Source organism: Aquimarina algicola (assembly GCF_006443095.1).
Lineage (GTDB): Bacteria > Bacteroidota > Bacteroidia > Flavobacteriales > Flavobacteriaceae > Aquimarina > Aquimarina algicola.
In genome coordinates, this window is the sequence record NZ_VFWZ01000002.1 from 762628 (window position 1) to 779696 (window position 17069).

Below are 17069 nucleotides of genomic sequence, written 5' to 3' on the forward strand. Positions count from 1 at the left end.
CTTCTTATTGCTGTTGTTTTCTGTAGTTATACTTGTACTGTGTCATCAAAAAATGGTCTTGATCCTTCACATTGATAAGTCGCCCTAATCCATCATAATCATAATGTGCCGTGTATCCTCTGGGATCAGTCATCTCTTTTACCCCCATAAGTGGGTCATGGATATAGGTGGTGATCTCTGCCTCAGAAAATGTAGTGCGTAGGGTAGCATATAAACTACGTAACTGCGCATCGGTAGTTGTTTTTAGGTCTATCGCTGCTGTAACCCCTGCAAGGTCTGAGGCGCTCACTCCCTTTAGGTTTGCCAGTACATACTGATAACTACTGTCCCATAATACCGAGGTAGGGATCCCATCCTTGGGATGGATCTCTATAGGTTTGCCCTGGGTTGTCTTATAGGTAGCCTGTAATTCATAATCTGATGGGATATGGCTTGGAGTGGACGTATCGCTTGCCTGACCCTTATGATGCCTGTATCCCGCAATCACATTACCATTCCCATCATAATCGGTATACTGCCCCTGGATCAGATTGCCTTTATACAGCACTTTCTTACTCACCGGCATACCAATAATGTTTTTATTAGATAATGTTGCCATCGTGGTACTTGCACTCTTGTGATCCTGTGGATAGGTATACCGGATCTCACTATATTGACCCTCAGAATGCTCTTGCAGGTTTCCTGTGGTAATCCCAGCAGCACTGGTAGCATAATATCGCCCGTCTAAAACCTCTTTGGTCACTTGTAAATCATTGTTGTATTCATAACGATATCGAGATATAGACGCATTAAAGGGTTCCCCTTCCTGATGCAAATAGTCAACTGTTGTACGCTGGGACAACAGCAGCTTGCGGTGGTTGTAATAATGATACTCCGGGGTGTCGTAACCAAAATATTTCCCTAAAACCGATAGCGCACTGGTTTGTGGTTCAATACACAGATCCTTGTCCGGTAGGGTATAGAAGCGCGTCACAGCTTCAACAGTATTGCTGTACTCAAAATCCGAAGCACTCAGCAAACGGTCTCCACTATACTGTTCCTGACGCGTCATCACTGTTTCATAGGCCTTATTACGATACAAAGGTGAAAAATACTCGACTGTCTTTTGCGGACCTGATGCTCCCATCGTTGCTATGGTAACTTTACCATAATAATATCCGGATTTGGTATCTCTGGGATCCGATTGGATATCATTGGAAGAAAATACCGTTTTCACACCATAATTTTTCATGTAATCTGTGATCCCCGATTCGTCGTGTTGAAACGCATCATACGTATATTGTGTGGTCTTAGTGGTCTTATTGTATTCATCTTTCTCTGTAATCGACCTTACATGCAAACCGCCTGTATATACTTTTTCTGGGGTGGTTGGCGGATCATTCTCTTCGGTCCAGTCGGCTCTTACATTGATAATAGGTAGGTCGTTCTCATCGGATAATAGTTCCCTCTCAACAATAAGATCCATAATGTAGGTGCCGGCAGGTAAATTGATACTGATAGGACCAGGACCAATAACACGCATAGAACCAAATACAGAAGCACCACGATTGCCATTGCTGAGTTTGGGATATACATTCCACCTGGAACAATCAATATGAGGGTTATCTTCACTATAGTTACATACTGTAGAGGTTCCTGTAAAGGTCACAGGAGTACCCTGATTACCCAATAAATTTTTACGAATTGTAAATTCCTTGGTAAATGGAGAAACGCTTCCATCATATGCTGGAAATACCGTCTGAGAATCCGGGGTAAATGTCGGGTAATCTACACGCGTGGTCATCTCATAATTCCCATCATAATCAAAAATAGTCGACCCTCCCGTTGGGTAGGTGATCTTTTTCAAGGTCCCTCTTTTAAGGTAGGAAATATCTACTTTGCGGTCAGCAAGCTGTGCCCGCTCTCGTGTATTCAACTTACGGTATGCCTCAAGAGAAAAAGGAATCAAGGTCTCATTGTTTTCCTTGCCATTATTATACCCCAAAAAATCCTTACACAAACTTCCTTTGGCAGGTAAAGCCCCTGAGATATATTCAAAACGATACGGGGGCTTTGCTTCTCCGTCAAAACCAATTTCTTGAACCGAATCCAATCGCAAACGAGGATCTCCAGAGAATTTGCCATAGCTAAATTTAAACTGCTTGGTCTTATTTTTAATCTTATCCAAAATATCGATGGACACTAACTTTACCTTCCAATCTGATAATGTAGCATCTTCCTCATAATGGAAACGAACCCGTATATTGTTAGACTCAATGGTATTGATCAATTGATTGGTCGGTTGGTGGATCATCGAAGTACGGGTAAGGTTGGTCTCATATACGTCTATAGGATAGGGTGTCGTACCTTCACATCCGCAAGGACCTGTAACTTCTACAATGTCAGGACCATTAGGCTGAGGCATTGATGTTCTTTTACATTTCTCCGTATGGCTCATATTGTAAGAAACATTATTGATACGATATTCAAATGAATATGGAACATAATCAAAGGTAATCAGCGCATTATTCCTGGTCTGAATCTTTTCCAGCATCCAACCCGTAAGGCCTGTCTCTCGCTGAAAGTTTAGGTTGGCTCCACCACCGATAACGATAAGCTTAGAATTCAACTCTTTTGTATCTTTAAAGGTGAACCTATTACCCAAAAGGTCTTTGCCTAAAAAACTGATATTACCACCTACTTCTTCTACTTTTTCGATATGCATCTGGTCCTGCTGTTCATCACCAACACTCCCATCTCTATGAAAAATAAAAGAACCTGAATGCCCTGCAAAACTATAGTTAAAATCATCTGGATGATGATCATGGGTCTCTCCCAAAGATTCCATCAATCGTTGGGTATCGTCATCTGTGATATTATGCTGTGCAATCCAATTGTCATCAAAAAATCCCCTGCGAGCACTGCGCAACCATCCACTCTCATCGGGCTTGTCATTGATCTGCCTAAAAATACCTCCTCCGGCATTAAGGGTCCATTTTAAACCCACAACACCAGAAAGATCATCTACCTTAACCCCACCAGCATGATAGGATAAACTGATAGGGATAGAAACCCCATCTTCTTCAAGGGTAAATAAAGGAATCGAAATCTGAGGAACACCCGTCGCATGATTGACAGGCGTACTCCCATAGGTTAAAAAACCACTCGCATTAGGAGTAACAGGGGTATAGTTCTCATGAGAAACCATATACCCCGAATCAAAACCCGATTGGGCATAAAAACTCCCGTAAAAGAGCAAAAACCCTATTAAAATTCTGTTCATAAATATGTAATTAAAGTGACTGACTATTGATGTGCAGTAGTTATACTGCCTTTATATTATTTATCAAATATTGTATATCCAAAGTTGATTGAAAAAGAACTGAAGTTTGGCTCCCATATAGAACTCGCTAACAAATTTCTACTAGTCGTTTGTTTGATCTCTAGACTGTATTTGTCTTTAAATCGATATCCAATACCAAACATCCAGTTATCATCTGTAGAAATATCACCTGTTAGTGCACTTATACCTCTTGCTCTGATCTCAGAACTAAAGTTGAGATCAATTACAAAAGATCCTGTAACAAACAGTTTTGAGTTTTTGCTGAGTCTAAAAGTATGCCTGATGCCTAATGGAACTTCTATGGATTGGTATTCTACTTCTACATCTGTAGTTCTTTCTGCATCCAAAGTTTCTGAACGGAAGATGACAACATCTCTCTTTTCTGCATCAAAATACTGATAGGCAGGTTCTAAGACAATTGACCACTTATCGTTATTAAAAGGTAATATGAATGCTGCTTCTACCCCAAATCTAAAACTGGTATTCGAATCAAAATCAATATCTCCTCTATCCATTAAGTTTTTGATAGAAAATGAAGAAAACTGTGCTCCGGCTTCCAAACCTATGGTAAAGGATTTACGATCTTCTTTTTTGGTATAATCCAGTGTTGGAGTATCGGTATGATATGAATTAAACGTATTAAAATATTTTGCAAGGTCTTTGCGGCGGTAACGAACACGCTCAATAGCGCTCATCGCTACATTCTCATAGCGGACTTTTTGCCATAGTTGTTGTTTGTATTTTTCATTCTTGGCAATTTGATCATCTTCTATTTTATAAATCTTATAAATCAATGGCTCGACCTGACCCTTATCAATAGAAAAAAAGTATCTACGCTGTTTATTGCTTTCATACAAAAATAAGCTTGCTTTGCCCTCTACAACAGATTTTAGAAATACCGTCTTTTCTACAAAATCCGGCTCTCGCACTGTACTCAATCTCTTAACATCCTTAGAAGATTGATCGATCTTTACGGTATGGCGCTCATATTTAAGGGCTGCTCCTATCTTAAATTCTTTGGTGGTATTGATCGTTTTTTTTGCTACTTCAGAGTCTAGGGTTAGCTTATATAAAAAATCTTCAGGGTTATTTTTCCAATCCAGGTTTTTAATATAACACACTGTCTTTTTTCCGCTATTATCTATATAATAACCTTCTTCAAAACTGATCTGTGCATAACTGTAGATACTGATGATAACAAAAAGAATTGTAAGTATAGTTTTCTTCATTACAAATAATATATAAATGGTTTTTATTAATGTTTCCTATTTAAAAAAAATCAAGGCGTAAACACAATTCAATTGTGATGTTTAAACAAGACTCTAAGCAAGAGGAAAATCGTTTTTTTAGTATATATGTTTCCTCTTGTTGATCCTTACACAATACGCCTATATTGGGTTTTAATTTTTCCTTTTTTTGTTTTGCAATAGTAAGGCTTGCGAGTTTCATTTTTCGGGACTCTGTGATTTCAAACGTTAAAGTTTTGTTATAATTACTCATTCCTAAACCACTCATTCTTCTATATAAAATCCAAAGGTAAACCTCGCTTCTTTGTCATATACATAGCTTTGTAAGCTTGCATTATACGATATCGGGGCATCCAGCATTTTCATCAAAGCAATGATGCGATATAATTTTGTACGAGAGATCGCTAAGCGTGCTGCCAGCTGCTCAGGGGTGCCTGTACGCTGTAAAATAATCAGTTGATCAATACGGCGGATAAGGTCTATAGTGGCTATAAAAACAGTCATAAAATAGCTGAATATGTATCATGTAAGGGTACTTCTTAAGTGGGGTACCCTACTGAAGAAGTACCCCCTCCTGCTGCTATACAGGCATGGGGTACACATCTTGTAGGAACACCCGGTAGATATGCAGGTTGGGGTACTGCATTTGTTAAAGATTGCGGTAGATTTCTTAAAGCGCCCAGCGCATTTGTTAAAGAACTCGGTCGTTTTGTACGATGACCCACTGCGTTACTACCCCAGAGGGCAATCATCGCAGGTTTGATAGCAGTTTATGAGGTACTTTGCACTGTATCGGTAGTTGTACTCGTATTCGTACTTTGTGAAAAACGGGTTTTTAACAACTGATACGAACTCTGCGCGCCTTCCATGGGGATTTTTCGTGCGGCATCGGCGAGGCTATATACGGATAGCGCTACGCGATATGCCTCGCTACCGGCGATGATCTGGGTATCTTTCATTTGGCGTAACAAGCTTTCTAATTCTAAGATAATAGGGTCTAATTGTTCAAATAAAGAGAGGTCTTTTCTTGCCTCTTCTGCCGTCAACATATCCGGAATCCATGCCGGCCTATTCTCTAAAATATGAATACTGTCTTCTGCAAAAATCTTATTGGCACTATTGATCTTTGGCATGTTTTTTCGCTCCTGTGGCGTCAAATTTTGCAAAAAATTCAAAGCACTTTTCAAACTCCCGATACTGTCTTGTATCGATGTGATTTCTTCTGTTGCTAATACTCTGCTAATTCTGTTCATTTCGCTCATAATTTTTGTTTTAAGAATTAATTTTGGGTTTTTATACTCATCTGTATTTGTTGTACTACTTTATTCGTTTATCATTTATTTATTGGGGTTTAGCATGTTTCGTAGTGTGACATACGTGCCGTGCAGCAGCATTACTTTTTTATCTACAATTTTTACATGGGGGTTCATGCCCACCAGTAATCGATGTGCTTGATCTATGGTAGTTTTGGCACGTATTGCCAGTTTTTTGGCAACTAATTCTTGTTGCAAATCCTCTAGTTGATTATAAGGTGTAAGCATATTTTGGTCTGTACTATACTATCTAGGTTGTTGTATTGTGATGAATAAAGAATCGGGGGTTAGGGGCATCTATCACTTTATTTTTTTAGGTAAAGGTTTATTTCTGAAATGCTTTGCAGGTCGTTTTATAATAATTCAACATAAAGAGATTGCGAGCTTTGTAGATCAATTGAATTGCCTCATCACTGCTTTTCCCTTTTTTATAAAGTTTTGTCATCCATGCATACAAGATCACTTCATAATGATGATAGTGTACCAGATTGTACATAAACTGATTTGTACTTAGGTGCAAGGCTGCCAAAACTTCATTGATAAATACATTTTTTTGCTGTTGTCCTTGGGTTTGCATAGCCTATTTTTTTGCTGTGTTTTGATGTTCCAAATGTATGGGGAGCGTGTAGAGAATTGCAAAGACTATAAGTCGCAATTTATAAATTAAAGGGTATCAATTTATATATTCAGAGTACAAGTTTTCCTACTTTATCTATTGATAAACAAATACTTATATCATGTTTCAGGGATTAGGTGTGAGGTTTGAGGAAAATTGGAAATATGAAGTGGGAAATACAGTTTGAAGGGGTGAGTTTTTGAGTAAGTGAGTAGTGAGTAGTGAGTAGTGAGTAGTGAGTAGTGAGTAGTGAGTAGTGAGTAGTGAGTAGTGAGTAGTGAGTAGTGAGTAGTGAGTAGTGAGTAGTGAGTAGTGAGTAGTGAGTAAAAATATAAAACGCAATGTCAGTCTGAGCCTGTCGAAGACTTTTTTATCCCAAATCTATAAACAATGGATAATACAGGTCGTAACCCTCTTTCAAGGTCGCAAATTGACGAGGGAGTCACTTGTGAGATACCGAATCGAGTTCGGCATGAAGAAACGAATTGTCAGTCTGAGCCTGTCGAAAGCTAATCTTTTAATTCTTTAATAAACACTAATATACATAAAGTACTAATAATCATTGATTTTATTGATCTTGAAATGTATGTTAGTGTTTATTAATATCATTTAAAATACCTGATTTATTTAACCTATGTTTAACCATATTGTTTATATTTGTCTTGTAACCAATTATTTACAATATGGCTTCAGTAAAAATATTACTTTATAAAAGTAAGAAAAATTCAGAGGGGAAACATCCGATTGCTCTTAGAATTACTAAAGATCGAATTCCTAAATATAAATTCCTTGAATATATCGATCCAAAAGATTGGAATGAAAAAAAGGGAGAGGTTAAACAATCTCACCATAGTTATAAAAGAATTAATTCGCTGATCGATAATGAATATATACGAGCTAAAAATCTAATTTTCGATTATGAATCGAAAGACAAGAGCTTTACCTCAGGTCACATCATGTCCATCATAAAAGGGAATAAAGATAATATTACCTTTTTCCGATTGGCAGATGATTATTTTGAACAACAAGAAAAGGCAGGAAGTAAATGGCTACATACCAAAAAATCACGTGTTAAAAAGTTTAAAGATTTTTTGAAAGGAGAAGATATTCATTTTGAAAATATCACAATACCTTTATTAAAAAGATATATTGTTCATCTAAAAGCAACAGGGTCTAAATCCAAAATGACTATTGCAAGCTGTTTATCTGTCATACGAACTATTTTTAATGTTGCTATTACTGATGGAATTGTCGATGCTCAGTATTATCCTTTTGGAAAACGAAAATTACGGATTGATCCTGGTAAATCGATGAAAATCGGATTGAATAAAGATGAGATTAAGCGAATCGAAAATCTTGAGTTAGATAAAGGCAGTTTTATATGGCACACTAAAAATGTATTTTTATTTTCTTTTTATTTAGCGGGAATTAGAATTGGTGATACCGTTTCCATGAGATGGGAGAATATTACTAGTGGTAGGATTCACTATCGAATGGGTAAAAATCAAAAAGTAGATTCCCTTCAACTCCCTCCAAAGGCCATGGACATTTTAAAACTATATAAGGAATATAAAGAAGAAAATAATGGTTTTATTTTTCCGGAAATGAAAGATACAGATTTGAATGATTTGGACGCAGTAGAAAAGATAGTTAGTAATGCAGGGAAATATTTTAATAGAGAACTAAAAAAAATTGCTAAGCTTGCTAAAATAGATAAGAAGATTACTAATCACATTTCAAGGCATAGTTTTGGAAATATAGCCGGATCTAATATTCCTGTGCAAATGCTTCAGAAACTATATAGGCATTCGGATTTAAGTACGACCATTAATTACCAATCTAATTTTGACCATACTCAAACTGATGAAGCACTTAAAAACGTGCTGGATTTCTGATAGTTTTCTTAAACTTTAAATTCCTTTCTGATTTAATACGACAAAACTTTGTTTAGTTTCTGGGTCACAATAAGGAGTAACAAAATCAAGCTTTTCAACCTTGATTTTTGTTAATTGAACTTTCATGGGAGCACCGTTTTTTCTATATTCAATGAAACTGGTAAAGATGCCGGCATCTTTTTTAGTTCTTCTATTAGTTCTTGTACTGTTATCATCGTTTATTACCAAAGTTTCTTTTTTTCTACTATTATAATAGTTCAATTGATCTTTTTAAAGATTTTAATTGTGCATATGTCATTTTATTTATGGAGGTTCCTATGATTCCTTGATCTCCTTCTGGTTTATGAGTCAAGCAAGATTTAATAATTGACTGAACCAATTCCAACTTGTATTTTGGTACTTCATATTCTTCCATCAAATTTATTTCTAATACAGCATCCTTTAATTGTTCTTTGAGGATTCCATGACCTTTAAGCTTATCCTGAGCTTTTTCTCTAAGCTCTTTAAATCTTTCGTAAGTTGTTCTCATTTATTGTTTATTTAGACTTTTAATTTTCATTAATTTTTTTCTCCGCTAGAGAGCGAATGAATTTTAAATATATGTACGGAAAAATAATAATAGTCATTATCTGAACGAATAGACCGATAATAGCATTTAACATTTCAGACATATAGAAGTTGATGTATAAATATGAAACCGTCCATGTATTAAAATAATGACTCATTATAAAAACCAAAAGAATAATAATGAAATCATATTCTAATATATATTTTGCAAGCTTCTTATTCATCGTTTTATTGAACTTTAATCAAATTATAAATAATTAGTAATGACACACAAATAATACTGAAAATCAATAAAAACCTACCGAAATCCCTAGTCGATTTATTAAACTTGTGTTTTTTATTTTCACCTTCTCCTTTTTTTCTATAAATGATATACAAACTAATTACTATTCCAACCCAAGTAATTGAAGGAAAAATTAATAGTATTTTTGCGAATAATGGGATTTGATGTTCTGGTACATTTCTTTTATAAAAAACCAAATACAATGGAAATATAAAAAACAACAGAAGAAGAGCTTGCCATGGTCCTAACATATTTATATCTTATTTATTATCATCGTTTTATTGAACTTTTAACGGTTTATATAAGTAGTGGCTGACTTTAGGAAGCCATTACTTATATACATGTTAGTGACTTTTATTCATTTTTCAGTTTAATTAGCATATACTGATAGATCTCATATTCTTTCCAGAGTTTCTCACCAAAATGTAACCATCTATCTATTATTTGATCATTCGAACTAATATTCTTTTGTGAAACAATATTTTCGCTAAGGTCTTCCAATAAAGACATTGACTCCTTTAGATTAATCATTTCCGTATTAGGTTGACCATCTCGAAATTTCAAAAAGTCATAAATTGTTTGTCCAAGATTTTGTCCGTTATCAAGTATAGTTGGTTCATGAAAACAGATTTCTTTTCCAGATTCTAAATAGCTATATCGGTGTTTATGAGTTGTAACTTTTGCATGAGGAGGAATAACAATATGCTCCCTAAGGATTGGAATGTTTTGAAATCTTATACTTCCTGTTTGAGTTAAGATATTCTGTGTTTGTTCAAAAAAAGGGTCATGTCTATACCAGTGCCAAGGCCTCCATGATAACAAGGAAGACACATGAACAGCTAACAAATATGCTGTTCTATTGAGAAATAATGGTGCAGTGTAAAAAGCTTTTCCCTTTCCCGCTTTATCCAATTTGTTCTTTAAATTAAAAAGTATATTATGTTGAAAATCCTTATGCTTGGGTTTCTTTGCTCTCAATTCAAAGTATAAAGTTCTTGGAGAACAATTTGCCTTCAATGCTTTTCTATCTTCTATGAATTGTGCAGAGCTATAATCAGGATATGCTAATGACCTTTTAAATTGAATGTAAATTGGACTAATGGATTCAATTCTCACATCAGCACCATAAATCCTTTCTTCACTCTTAGAAAGAGGAACCATCGCAAAAGTTGCTTTAGGAAAACGAACGATAGTCAACATACTCTGAACCATAAAACCGACAAGGTCTTCTGTAAAATCTGGAGTTATTTGATTGGATTTACTCATTCTGTTTTAATTGCCACTAACAATGGTTTATTTAAACTTTTAATCTTTAATACTCTATTTCTTTTTCGAATGATTGATCAAAAGGCAATTTTGATATTTCAGTTTCCAACAAATACAAATACTCATCAAGAGCCCATTGTTTTGAATAAAGTTCTAATAAAATTGCTAATGATAATTGTTTTGGTCCAGCACCATCATAACCCCATGAAAATCCACTTGGAGAATAAAACTTAACTTTGAGGGATTTTTTAAGTTCCAATTCTTTGTCGTTAAGCCAAACTTTACTGGTAGTTTTATCTCCTTTTAGTTTAAATATTGCCATGGTTTTCTTTCGTTGATCGTTTATTTAGACTTTAGTCTTGCTAGTTTAGCATTTGCAGAATCATTAAAAACAATTTCCCCATCACCACCATATATGATGTTCAATGATTTCTTGGTCAATACATTTATTTTCAAATTTAAGTTTTTCCATGATTTTTTTGTTTTCTTGTTTTATTGAACTTTTAATTTATTATCCTTAAAATTTAATGTTACTTAATTAGGGTTAGATGTATCTATTGACATAAAAAAGTTTGGATGTAAAATTACTGGTAACTCAGTATTATATCTTTCATTAATCTTATACTCTAAAAATTTGACCAACTCGTCCGCTAACTCTTTCTTAATTAGAATTAAATTATCTTCAGCCCATGATGTTTGAATTAACCACAAGGAATCATCTATTTTATCAACTGCGAGCAGCAATTCATCATCTTTAGACACTTCAACCTTAAAATCTTTATAAAAATCAACTTCCAATTCTGATATTTTATAATTAAACTCATTCATAATTATTTATCTAAAAGTCATAGTATTATCGGTTTATTGAACTTTATTTGTTGTAGTCGGATTATTCATTAAGCCAACTATTTCGACCACTTCGCACTCCCCAGTTTTATTTCCCTCTATAAAATAACCTTTCGTTCCAACCTTTATTCTCTCTTGATGATAAGATCTTAGTACTTTATTTACAATCCACATTCTAGCTATACTTTCTCTTAAAACAACCCCTGATTTAATTAAGTCGCCAGTTATGTTTTCAAACTCTGGCCAAATAATAAACATTCCTTGCATTTTATGATTATATGTTCATACCAAAAATCAGAACGTATTCCTTGAAAGGGGAGCGATTCTCGACCTCCTTCGTCTTTAGAATAAACCCTATATTTTACCTTAAAGTCTTCGAGATGACCTAATCTTTGTTTATATGGTATATGTTGCTTATTCATCGTTTATTTAGATGTTTGTATTATCTCTTCTAAGTTAGAAACTTTCATTATTATGTATATCAATTCTTTAGCCAAATGTTTATAACATTTACTTAAACTTAAAGGAGATACTTCATTAATTAATTTATCTACACGGGGTTCTTCATTTAACAGATTGTCAGGAAAATACTTAATTGAAGGAATATACCGTATCGTTTTGCCAGTCTTACTAGGTCTTTCAAGAGCAACTATTCTCAAACCTAATTCGTATGTTAATTCATCAAAAAGTTGGTAATAACTTTGAAATTGAGGATCAAATTTTTCTATTTCTAGAATCTTTTTCGAGGCATTAGATTCAGGTTGTTCGCGGAGAAATTTCTTAATTCTACTATTAAATGCTTGTTCTCTTACTCGGGTCATTTTCTTTTTTTACTTTTTATAGTTTTCTTAAACTTTAAATTCCTTTCTGATTTAATAATACAACAAAACTTTGTTTGGTTTCTGGGTCACAATAAGGAGTAACAAAACCAAGCTTTTCAACCTTGATTTTTGTTAATTGAACTTTTATGGGAACACCTTTTTTTCTATATTCAATGAAAGTGGTAAAGATGCCGGCATCTTTTTTAGTTCTCCTATTAGCTCTTGTACTGTTATCATCGTTTATTATACCTAAGTTTCTTTTTCTCTACTATTATAATAGTTCAATTGATCTTTTTAAAGATTTTAATTGTGCATATGTCATTTTAGTTATTTCAACCTTAATATTTTCTCCTTCAAAGATTATAGACTCTACTCCATTGTCCAAATGATCAAGACTATCTCCATCTAATTCGATAGGTGATATTTCAATTATATTGTCTTTAGTATCTACAATATTTTCAATTAATTCACCAGTAATGGGATTAATTGCTATTAAATTATATAAATTCATGTATCAAAATTTATCGTTTTATTTGGACTTTAGTTTAGCACCGTTATAAGCTTATATTTGTCTACTTTTTGATCTTGCCTAGTTCTTTTATGTTCGTTGATAGCAATATTAACTTCTTCAACTCCCCTAAGCTTAGTTTATGGACCTTTTATTAGTTCAAATCTGTTACTTCTTAAAATAGGCAAGTCCATATTCTTGACCGTCCACTATTGCATAAACTCTAATTTCTTCCATCAAATTATATTACTAAAATTTGACAAGTCGAAAGATGTGTCCGGAAGCATTTATCGTGTCTTACAATATGACACCCCCTTTTTAAGGGATCAATATTTAACATATGATTTGGAGATAACACTTAAATTAAAGGTATCTTTACAATGATAAAATTCGTAAAGCTCCAATTTAATTTTGTTTTTTCAAATTCAATATTCTTTTCTTGCTCTCTTTTTTTCTCGGCAATAGTGCAAAAAACAATTTTAAGTTAAATATTAAGTATAGCAACATAGGTTTGAGTATTGTTTTCAATGTAGAACAAGTCTTTACAATTGGATCTCCCTGTTTGTTTCTCCATCTATTACGTTTATACGTTGTCTCGTAATTATAAGAGGACCGGCCTAAAACAAAAAGTTGATATTATCAAAAATCTAAAATTTTCAAAAAGAACAAACTCTAAGTTTTCAAAAACATTGAGAAACAGGGTGAACAATTATTTTAAAACAAATAAAATCGAAAAGCATGTAAATAACAGTATGATCTTTAAAACTATTGTAATGCTTACGGTATTTTTTGTGCATTAATATTGGTATTGTGGATACAGTTAATGAATATGGAATACCCTATCATACAAAAAGAACATTTTTTTAGCTATTATGGACCATATTAGAATTTTGTGAAAGTTGGGAAAAATACAAGTCATACCTATAGAATAAGGATAAAATTTTAAGACAATAAATTAAATAACAATGAATATTATAAAACAAACATTAAATAGAATAATAAATAATAAATACAAAGTAATGAAAGAAGGAACAGTAAAATTTTTCAATAGTACCAAAGGATTTGGCTTTACTAAACTCAAAGATTCCGATGAGGATATTTTTGTACACCAAAGCGGTATTATAGATGAAATTCGCGAGAACGATAATGTAAAATTTACGATGGAAAGAGGTCAAAAGGGAATGAACGCAGTCAATGTTGAATTGATTAAATAAGAATTCCTGTCGCTCTAAGAATATTGAAAAGCCATCTATTGAAGATGGCTTTTTATGTCTTATATCCTATACTGACAATACGCTTAAATTTTGAGTATCTAACATCCAGTCTCAAATATAATAGAGGTGTTGTGATCGTTTGAGAATGCTTAAAATATATTCTCAAAGTAATACTCCATACAAAAAACAAAAAATGACAATACAGATAAAACTTTTCTTAATAGTGCTGATTTTTTTTACCATTGGCTATTCCCAACAAATAAACCGAATAGAACAACTAGAGGGAGTGTATCAAGGACGTGTTGAAGGAGGTTATTCGTTTTGTTGTAAAACCGTATCTGGATTTGATGAGATATTGGTTTTTAATGAAGTTCTGTCTGTTATACTTGAGAAATATACATTACATGCGGATAAACATATTGGAGAAAATTTTATCATCTCGTTTACTAAGGATATAATTATTGAGAAAAAAAAGAGTAGAGAAGTGTCAACCATATTACGCTTACAAAAACTTGTACCTGGACAACATCTTCGAGAATGATATAAACCCTAACTCTTGAAGTATAAACAAATATCTTACATATAAACCTTTATAAATATGAGTACAAAACTATTCATAAAATACATGGTTAGTTTACGATGTAAACTGATGGTCAAAGAAGAGTTAAAAAAACTTGGATTGCATTATATGGTTTTAGAATTAGGTGTTGTTGAGCTCTTGGAAGATATTACCAAAGACCAACGCCTCGAACTGAAAAAAAATCTAAGTAAATCAGGCTTAGAATTGATGGAAAGTAAAAAGAGTATTCTAATTGAAAAAATCAGAAACGTTATTATTGAAATGATTCATTACACAGATGAATTGCCCAAAGTCAATTATTCCGATTATTTAAGCGAAAAAGTTGGTTATAATTATACATATTTAGCAAATATATTTTCAGAAGTGAAAGGGGTTACTATTCAGCAATTTATTATTGTCCATAAAATTGAAAAGGTTAAAGAATTGCTTATTTATGATGAACTAAATCTTACAGAGATCTCTTATAAACTACACTATAGCAGTGTTGCACACTTATCTAATCAATTCAAAAAAATCACAGGTTTAACTCCTACTTTTTATAAAAAACTGAAAGAAAAACGTAAACAAAATCTGGAAGATTTATAATAGCTAAACATCATATTGTATAGTTTGTTCGATGTTCATAATACTTGATCCCACAGAAAAGTGTGATATGTGTAATATAGGCTTAAACCTGTGTAACACATTAAAGTTTTAATTATCTGATTTTTGTATCCGTTTCAAACTCCTTTTTATACTTGAAGGGGTATTAATAATCTAAAAAACGGAAAATCATGTCAAAAGGAAAAGAAGGTAAATCTAAGTCAGGTAAAAAAGCCCCGGCAAAAAGTTTGAAAGAAAAGAGAGCTGCAAAAGCTGCAAAAAGAAAAGAGAAAAGGAGCGAGGAATAAATAGTATTGACAAATCGTAGCTAACGTATTCTAGTTTAACATTAATCTTCTATAATATCATTTATGAAAAATCAAGAATTAGAAAAATCCTTTAAGCACAAATTGGTGGATACCATTGATTATGCGCCTGGATCTGTGGTAATGAAAGCAATTCTAAAGCAAAAAACAGGAATCGTAGCCATATCATCATTTGATAGTGGAGAAGCATTGACTTCTAAAACTTCTCCTTTTGACAATCTTATTCAAATTATAGATGGAGAAGCTGAGATTATTATTAATGAGGAATCAAATATCATTGAAACAGGTCACGCAATTATTATCCCTGCTCATGCAAGAAATATAATGATGGCAAATAAGCGATTTAAAATGATATCGATTATCATTAAAAGTGGTTATGAAGACGTAAGTATCTAAAATTTGAAAATAAAGTATATGGAAAGGCAAAAAAGTAAATTCAAACTGGGCGATACTGTTTATTCGAAAGTAAACCCTGAAGTTAAATTGATTGTACGGCTATATTATAGGCGAATATACTATTGCAAATTTGCCGAAGATCCAGAGAAAAAAGAGGTTGTGTTTTTTGAAAGAGAGCTTTTATAATAATGTTAATTAAGACAAAAGTTAAGTGCTAAAATAATATACATGCTAAATGACACAGCGATTAGATATAACAAAAGCTCAAAGCTTTCATTTTAGGATTTTAGAAAGAAGACCAAAGATTGCCTATTTTATTATGGTTCAAGGTTTCCCCCAACAGTTTAAGAGATTGTTTAAAGCTATTTATCATCCTGAAAATCACTACTTAATTCATATCAATCAAAAAACTGACATTAATGCAAAAGAAGATATTAAAACTTTTTTGGCAGATTATTCTAACTCTTATTTCTTGAAAAGTACAACCATAGACATAGGAAAATACAATATGGTTCAATCTCAACTTAATGGGATTGAATATCTTTTAAATCGTTGTCTGAAATGGGATTTTTTTATTAATCTAAGTGATCAGGATTTTCCTTTGAAATCCCAAGATTCTATTCTTGATTTTTTGCACAGGAATAGAGGGAAAAACTTCATGAAAGTAGTCAGTCAAGTTAGAGTGCGCCCTGATACGCTGAACCGTATTGAAAACTATTTTCAAGGCATTGATATTGGTTTCTCAGGCATACCCTTTAAAAGATCTTTTATGAAAAATGTGATTCTATATGTTGGCGAACAATGGATGATCTTGACCAGAACTTGCTGTGAATTTATCTGCTATAGCCCTGAAGTTAAAAAATTTGAAGATTTCTATCATAATACACTAAATGCTGATAAATCATTTTTTCAGACCGTACTTATGAATACGTCATTTAAAGAAATCGTTATAAACAATGATAAAAGAGCTGTTATATGGATAGCCGATAGAGACGCAAAATTGAAACCAAAAACCTTAACAGAATCTGATTTTGATTTTTTAATGCAAGAAGAAAATTTATTTGCCCGGAAATTTAATGAAAGAGTAGATGAATTTATATTACATACCTTGGAAGAAGCTTTGATAGCAGATCAAGTAACAAATAATGCTAATAGTATAGATTTTAATCTTATTCCAACAACAGATACGGAAATGAAAAAAAGTATCTCATTAGATAAGGAAACTATTATAAATCCGTCAGCTCAACTAAATAAACGACTACTTAATGGAAGTAAATAAATAATAAA

At 33.1% G+C, this 17069-nt stretch carries 21 protein-coding genes; 7 read left to right on the forward strand and 14 right to left on the reverse strand.

The window, feature by feature from the left end; genetic code table 11:
• Positions 1-4 precede the first annotated feature (4 nt).
• The 3 genes from FHK87_RS07325 to FHK87_RS07335 form a co-directional block, all read right to left on the reverse strand.
• Positions 5-3262 carry an RHS repeat domain-containing protein gene (locus FHK87_RS07325; RefSeq protein WP_140592029.1) on the reverse strand — a complete coding sequence of 1086 codons (3258 nt, stop codon included), beginning with the start codon at positions 3260-3262 and terminating at the stop codon, positions 5-7.
• Positions 3263-3318: 56 nt separating this feature from the next.
• The gene (locus tag FHK87_RS07330; protein WP_140592030.1) at positions 3319-4551 is read right to left on the reverse strand and encodes an outer membrane beta-barrel protein; all 1233 of its coding nucleotides are present in this window, start codon (positions 4549-4551) and stop codon (positions 3319-3321) included.
• Positions 4552-4833: 282 nt separating this feature from the next.
• Positions 4834-5073 carry a hypothetical protein gene (locus FHK87_RS07335; protein ID WP_140592031.1) on the reverse strand — a complete coding sequence of 80 codons (240 nt, stop codon included), beginning with the start codon at positions 5071-5073 and terminating at the stop codon, positions 4834-4836.
• A 39-nt stretch (positions 5074-5112) separates the two neighbouring features.
• Here FHK87_RS07335 and FHK87_RS26115 point away from each other — a divergent pair, with 39 nt between their 5' ends.
• Positions 5113-5289: a hypothetical protein gene (locus FHK87_RS26115; protein ID WP_226294134.1), complete on the forward strand. Its 177-nt coding sequence runs from the start codon at positions 5113-5115 to the stop codon at positions 5287-5289.
• A 50-nt stretch (positions 5290-5339) separates the two neighbouring features.
• On the opposite strand, the gene FHK87_RS07340 is transcribed toward FHK87_RS26115, so the two are convergent.
• From FHK87_RS07340 to FHK87_RS07350, 3 genes are all read right to left on the reverse strand, one after another.
• A complete protein-coding gene (locus tag FHK87_RS07340; protein ID WP_140592032.1) occupies positions 5340-5831 on the reverse strand; it encodes a hypothetical protein in 492 nt (163 codons plus the stop codon).
• 75 nt (positions 5832-5906) lie between these two features.
• On the reverse strand, positions 5907-6110 hold the full coding sequence (locus FHK87_RS07345) for a hypothetical protein (protein WP_140592033.1): 204 nt from the start codon (positions 6108-6110) through the stop codon (positions 5907-5909).
• A 97-nt stretch (positions 6111-6207) separates the two neighbouring features.
• A complete protein-coding gene (locus FHK87_RS07350) occupies positions 6208-6459 on the reverse strand; it encodes a hypothetical protein (protein ID WP_140592034.1) in 252 nt (83 codons plus the stop codon).
• 722 nt (positions 6460-7181) lie between these two features.
• On the opposite strand from FHK87_RS07350, the gene FHK87_RS07355 reads away from it, so the two are divergent.
• A complete protein-coding gene (locus tag FHK87_RS07355; RefSeq protein WP_140592035.1) occupies positions 7182-8393 on the forward strand; it encodes a site-specific integrase in 1212 nt (403 codons plus the stop codon).
• 15 nt (positions 8394-8408) lie between these two features.
• On the opposite strand, the gene FHK87_RS07360 is transcribed toward FHK87_RS07355, so the two are convergent.
• The 8 genes from FHK87_RS07360 to FHK87_RS07395 form a co-directional block, all read right to left on the reverse strand.
• On the reverse strand, positions 8409-8654 hold the full coding sequence (locus FHK87_RS07360; RefSeq protein ID WP_140592036.1) for a hypothetical protein: 246 nt from the start codon (positions 8652-8654) through the stop codon (positions 8409-8411).
• Positions 8641-8922: a hypothetical protein gene (locus FHK87_RS07365; RefSeq protein ID WP_140592037.1), complete on the reverse strand. Its 282-nt coding sequence runs from the start codon at positions 8920-8922 to the stop codon at positions 8641-8643. Before FHK87_RS07365 ends, FHK87_RS07360 begins: the two co-directional genes overlap by 14 nt.
• 675 nt (positions 8923-9597) lie before the next feature.
• Complete coding sequence (locus FHK87_RS07370) at positions 9598-10509, reverse strand: hypothetical protein (protein ID WP_140592038.1); 912 nt, start codon at positions 10507-10509, stop codon at positions 9598-9600.
• A 46-nt stretch (positions 10510-10555) separates the two neighbouring features.
• Positions 10556-10831, reverse strand: a complete 276-nt coding sequence (locus FHK87_RS07375; protein WP_140592039.1) for a DUF6166 domain-containing protein — start codon at positions 10829-10831, stop codon at positions 10556-10558.
• Between the two features lie 212 nt (positions 10832-11043).
• Entirely contained in the window at positions 11044-11337 is a 294-nt protein-coding gene (locus tag FHK87_RS07380) for a hypothetical protein (RefSeq protein WP_140592040.1), read from the reverse strand.
• 33 nt (positions 11338-11370) lie between these two features.
• Positions 11371-11613 carry a hypothetical protein gene (locus FHK87_RS07385; RefSeq protein WP_140592041.1) on the reverse strand — a complete coding sequence of 81 codons (243 nt, stop codon included), beginning with the start codon at positions 11611-11613 and terminating at the stop codon, positions 11371-11373.
• A gap of 167 nt (positions 11614-11780) precedes the next feature.
• The gene (locus FHK87_RS07390; RefSeq protein ID WP_140592042.1) at positions 11781-12176 is read right to left on the reverse strand and encodes a hypothetical protein; all 396 of its coding nucleotides are present in this window, start codon (positions 12174-12176) and stop codon (positions 11781-11783) included.
• A 271-nt stretch (positions 12177-12447) separates the two neighbouring features.
• Complete coding sequence (locus tag FHK87_RS07395; protein ID WP_140592043.1) at positions 12448-12687, reverse strand: hypothetical protein; 240 nt, start codon at positions 12685-12687, stop codon at positions 12448-12450.
• A gap of 1016 nt (positions 12688-13703) precedes the next feature.
• Between FHK87_RS07395 and FHK87_RS07400 the strand changes: the two genes are divergently transcribed.
• The 5 genes from FHK87_RS07400 (at position 13704) to FHK87_RS07420 (ending at position 17061) form a co-directional block, all read left to right on the forward strand.
• Positions 13704-13898 (forward strand): cold-shock protein, encoded by a 195-nt coding sequence (locus FHK87_RS07400; RefSeq protein ID WP_140592721.1) that lies wholly within the window; start codon positions 13704-13706, stop codon positions 13896-13898.
• 193 nt (positions 13899-14091) lie between these two features.
• On the forward strand, positions 14092-14439 hold the full coding sequence (locus FHK87_RS07405; protein ID WP_140592044.1) for a hypothetical protein: 348 nt from the start codon (positions 14092-14094) through the stop codon (positions 14437-14439).
• Between the two features lie 84 nt (positions 14440-14523).
• Entirely contained in the window at positions 14524-15063 is a 540-nt protein-coding gene (locus FHK87_RS07410; protein ID WP_140592722.1) for a helix-turn-helix domain-containing protein, read from the forward strand.
• Between the two features lie 368 nt (positions 15064-15431).
• Complete coding sequence (locus FHK87_RS07415) at positions 15432-15782, forward strand: cupin domain-containing protein (protein WP_140592045.1); 351 nt, start codon at positions 15432-15434, stop codon at positions 15780-15782.
• A gap of 235 nt (positions 15783-16017) precedes the next feature.
• The gene (locus FHK87_RS07420) at positions 16018-17061 is read left to right on the forward strand and encodes a beta-1,6-N-acetylglucosaminyltransferase (RefSeq protein WP_140592046.1); all 1044 of its coding nucleotides are present in this window, start codon (positions 16018-16020) and stop codon (positions 17059-17061) included.
• The last annotated feature ends 8 nt before the right edge of the window (positions 17062-17069 follow it).